General features: G+C 73.0%; 4 protein-coding genes. 1 reads left to right on the top strand and 3 read right to left on the bottom strand.

Annotated elements, in window-relative coordinates; all coding sequences use genetic code 11:
- Positions 1 to 250 precede the first annotated feature (250 nt).
- Complete coding sequence (locus EAO71_RS33020; protein ID WP_147981508.1) at positions 251 to 625, top strand: FKBP-type peptidyl-prolyl cis-trans isomerase; 375 nt, start codon at positions 251 to 253, stop codon at positions 623 to 625.
- A 19-nt stretch (positions 626 to 644) separates the two neighbouring features.
- Here EAO71_RS33020 and EAO71_RS33015 read toward each other — a convergent pair whose 3' ends face one another.
- From EAO71_RS33015 to EAO71_RS33000, 3 genes are all read right to left on the bottom strand, one after another.
- Positions 645 to 1,862: a tetratricopeptide repeat protein gene (locus EAO71_RS33015; RefSeq protein WP_147981507.1), complete on the bottom strand. Its 1,218-nt coding sequence runs from the start codon at positions 1,860 to 1,862 to the stop codon at positions 645 to 647.
- A 185-nt stretch (positions 1,863 to 2,047) separates the two neighbouring features.
- Positions 2,048 to 2,836, bottom strand: a complete 789-nt coding sequence (locus EAO71_RS33010) for an alpha/beta fold hydrolase (protein WP_147981506.1) — start codon at positions 2,834 to 2,836, stop codon at positions 2,048 to 2,050.
- 253 nt (positions 2,837 to 3,089) lie between these two features.
- Positions 3,090 to 3,680, bottom strand: a complete 591-nt coding sequence (locus EAO71_RS33000; protein ID WP_410094229.1) for an ATP-grasp domain-containing protein — start codon at positions 3,678 to 3,680, stop codon at positions 3,090 to 3,092.
- Positions 3,681 to 3,826: the final 146 nt, after the last annotated feature.

The raw sequence follows: 3,826 nt of genomic DNA, 5'->3' as shown, positions 1-3,826 counted from the left end.
GAGTACGCCTTGGCCGCCTTGGCCGAGCTGCTGGAGGAGCAGGACCGGATCCCCGAGGCGGTTGCCCTGCTCGGGCGGTCCGCCGGGACCGGGAATCCCCATGCGGCCTTCGGCCTCGCCGAGCTCCTTGCCCGTCACGGCCGCCACGTCGACGGTCGGCTTTGTCGGTAGCGTGAGGATCTGTTGCGGGGGGTGTTCATGCCCGGGCCGGTCCGTGGGAGGGCTTCCGGGGGAGAGGGATGAGGCTGTGATGAGCGAACTGACGAAGCCCGAGGTCGTCGTTCCGGCGGGGGCGGCCCCAACGGAGCTGACCATCCGCGACCTGGTCGTCGGGGACGGTGCCGAGGCGAAGCCGGGCAGGGTCGTCCGGGTCCACTACGTCGGGGTCACCTTCGAGACCGGAAGGGAGTTCGACGCGTCCTGGGACCGGGGCGAGCCGTTCAAGTTCGCTGTGGGCGGCGGCAGGGTCATCAAGGGATGGGATCGGGGGGTGAGGGGGATGAAGGTCGGCGGCCGGCGCGAGATCATCGTTCCCCCGCGTCTCGGCTACGGCAAGCAGTCGCCTTCCCCGTTGATCCCGGCGGGCTCGACGCTCGTCTTCGTGGTGGACCTGCTCTCGGCCTGAGGCGGGGGCGAGAAGCCGCTCATCGCAGGTTCTGCCCGCGGACCACGTTCACCCCGTCGAGGCGATCGCGCAGGTGAGCGATGGCCTGCTGGGGCTCGCCGCGCCGCACCAGACGTTCAGCGAGCGCGATGGCACCGTCCACCGTTCCTGAGCGACGGAGCTCCTCGTCGGATCGGGCGAGCTCGCCCGGCTCCGCCTCGGCATCCACGGCACGGCCGCTCGACCTCAGGACGGCGGCCTTCATGAACGCCTCCTCCTGGTGGTTGCCGCCGTGGCGGGTGAAGTAGTCGCCGATGTAGGTGAGGGCGTCGTCGGCCCGCCCGACATCGACCAGGATGCGGCAGAGCAGGTGGAGGATCCAGTCGGAGTCGCCGCCTGCCGTCTCCGCGACCGTGCTCAGCACCTCGACCGCCTCGTCGTGGCGGCCGTGACGGGCAAGGAGCTCGGCGAGGCCGAAGGCCGCATGGGGATTCCCGGTCCCGGCGGACCGCCCGAGCAGGGCAACCGCCTCGGGGATCCGGTCCTGCTCCTCCAGCAGCTCGGCCAAGGCGGCCAAGGCGTACTCCTCGCCCTCGTCGGTCGGGAATGCGCGCAGCTCGGCTTCACGTCCATGGCGGCCCAGGAGGCGGGCGAGCTGCTCGGCATGGTCTGCGTAGACGACGCCTTCGACACGGACGTGCCTGCCCAGCAGGTCGATCGCCTCGTCCGTCCGGCCCTGGAGCTCCAGGAACCTGGCATGCAGGGGGACGGTGTCCACGGCGTCCGAGCTCCAGAACCCGAACTGGTCCGTGGCGCCGGTCCCGACATCGGGGAGCAGTGCGGCGATCTCCGCGTCGCGGCCGTGGCCCGCGGCGAGCTCCACCAGTTCCTCGGCGAGCGTGAGGTCCGCGGCCCGCGGTCCGAGCAGGGCCACGACCTGGTCCACGTGGCCCTGCCGGGCGAGCAGCCGCGCCAGGTCGCGCAGGGCGTACCGGTGCCCCGAGTCGGCGAGCGGCCGCAGCACCACGACGGCCTCGTCGTCGCGCTCCCACTCGGCGAGCAGCCCGGCGACGGTGTCGACGGCAGGCCACCAGCCGGTGGCCGCGAACGGCTCCAGCAGTGCCAGCGCCGTCGCCCGTCCGTCCGGTCCGGCGCCGGAGGCGGCCTCGGCGAGCCGACGGGCGCAGAACCAGTCACCGCCGCTCGCCGCCTGGCGCAGGACGTCGTGGTGGCCGTGCTCGTGAAGGAGGGCGACCACGGTGGGCGGTATCCAGCCGTCGTACGTGGGTGGCGGTGGTCGAGGCCGGCTCTGTCCATGGTGGCGAACTCTAGGGGGCGTCTCCGACACGACCGCTGATCACCCCCGACAGCCGAGCGGGGTCGTCCGACGCCACCGAGGCCCGGCCGCCTGCCGGCCACCGGGGCGACGGCGCGGTGCCCCGCTCAGGGGTGGGCGAGGCAGAAGCCGCGCACGGCCCGGTTGAACTCGTCCGGTCGTTCCAGGTTGCTGACGTGCCCCGCACCCGGGATCACGACCAGTTCGGCAGCCGGGATCGCTTCCTGGAACCGTCGGGCGACCGTCAGCGGAGAGCGCACGTCCCGTTCTCCCCAGAGCAGCAGGGTGGGCACCGCGACGGTGGGCAGCAGATCCCGCTGATCCGTCTCGGCCATGACGGACAGCTGCGTCCCGATGGTCCGCGGGCGTACGGACGCGGCCATCGCGTCCAGCAGCGGTACGTACTCGGCGGGCGGCTCGCCGGCGAACAGTCCGGGCAGGGTGGGATCGAACACACCCGTCGGCGCGGCCAGCATCCGGCGCACGCCCTCGACCCGGGCCCGCACCTCCTCCGGAGGCAAGGAGCCCTTCCAGCCCGCGTAGGTGTCGACGAGGATCAGCGTCCTGACCAGGTCCGCGTGGTGGCGGTAGAACTCCAGGGCGACCGTGCCGCCCCAGGAGAGTCCGGCGATGTGTGCCGGACCGGGACCCAGCGACTCGACGACCGCGGCCAGAGCCTGCGCGTAGTCCGCGAGGCCGTAGGACTCGGGCAGGTCGCCGGAGCGGCCCGCTCCCGGCTCGTCCCAGGCCACGACCGAGAACGCGTCCGCCAGCGCGTCGAGTTGGGGCCGCCAGACGCGGGCGTCGTGCCCGGCACCGTGCAGGAACACCACGGGCGGCCCCTCGCCGGCACAGTCGTAGACGATCCCCGTGCCGCCGACCCGCACCGTCGCCATGCCTTCAGGGTAGGCGCGCCCACCGGCGCTGTCGCGGCGGTGAACACGACGGCCGCGGTCCGGCTGTGGCTCAGGACGTCGGCCCGACCTGGGCCGCCGCCTCCAGAGCGCCGGCCCGTCGATCGAGATCGGCGGCGATGTCGTCCCAGTCAGGGCCGTGGAGAGAGCGGGCTCTCGGCCGCTGCCCGCATCAGCACCGGATCGTCCGGCCGCTGCAGGAACACCAGCCGAAAGGCCGGATTCTGACAGACGCTCAGTGCCGCACGAAGGGCAGATCTCCCGGCCGCACCCGCTCGCGCGGCCCCGCCGCCCGCAGCACCACGTCCAGCACCCGTGCCGGGTCGGAAGCGTACGCATGGGAGAACCAGGCCATGTTGGCCTCCACGACGGCCCAGCGGTGGCCCGGACGGTACGGGTCGAGCAGCTGTCCGATGTCCACGACGACGGCGCTCGGCAGGTCGGGCCCGGCCGCGGCGACCAGGCGGTCGACGAACTCGGTGATCTCGGCGGCGATCGCCCCGTGCCGGTCGAGCGGGCGTGGGTCGAGCCGGCCGAACACGGCGTAGCGACTGCCCGTGGCGATCCGCCCGTCGAGCAGGAACAGCCGGTACTCGGCCGCGAAGGTCACCACCTCGGAGAGCAGCACCGGGGTTGCCGGGTCCAGACCGGCGGGCAGACGGGAGCCGTCGGCGTAGACGTCCGCCGGGAACGACTTGTCTCGCGGCGGCTTGACGAACGTCGGCCGTTCGATCGCCCACGCTTCGGCGACGGTCGCCGCACGGACCACCCGCCCGGTGAACTCCTCCGGCAGCCCGGCGAGCCAGTCATCCGCCGGTTCGAGCAACGCGAACCCCAGCCGCCCGGCCAACCGTGCCCCCGCCACCGGCCCGGTCATGGAACTCGCCGGGGACCTCGACCACCCCCAGCACCCTCCACATCCGCACCACCGCCACCGGCCCGGTCATGGAACTCGCCGGGGACCTCGACCAC

Source organism: Streptomyces sp. MS191 (genome assembly GCF_008042125.1).
GTDB lineage: Bacteria > Actinomycetota > Actinomycetes > Streptomycetales > Streptomycetaceae > Streptomyces.
This window is presented reverse-complemented; position numbering and strand designations above follow the sequence as displayed.